The sequence below is a fragment of the Mesorhizobium sp. M1A.T.Ca.IN.004.03.1.1 genome, assembly GCF_003997555.1.
Lineage (GTDB): Bacteria > Pseudomonadota > Alphaproteobacteria > Rhizobiales > Rhizobiaceae > Mesorhizobium.
The window spans coordinates 1-251 of record NZ_RZTV01000745.1; the positions used below are offsets into that span (position 1 = coordinate 1).

The 251-nt window shown below is 61.0% G+C and carries 1 pseudogene; it reads right to left on the reverse strand.

Annotated elements, in window-relative coordinates:
- Positions 1-251: pseudogene (locus tag EOD29_RS33645) on the reverse strand (FAD-dependent oxidoreductase); the annotation flags it as partial.

The following is a 251-nucleotide window of genomic DNA, read 5'->3' on the forward strand; positions in this document are numbered from 1 at the left end:
GCCAGATGTTCGGCATTCGACACGCGCCAGAAATGGCGGCTGTCCCATTCGTTCTCGCGAACCGGAACACGGTCGGCATATTTCTCCAGAAGGTGCTCGTTGGCGGCATAGCCGTGCGCACGCTCCCAGCCGCCGAGTTCCATGAAGTAGCCGCCAAGCTCCTTTTCGCGCTCGTAGAAGGGCGAGCGCTTGACGTTGCGGCCGGATGCATAGGGTTCGCGGGTGTGAACGGCCGGGAAATAGATCTTCTG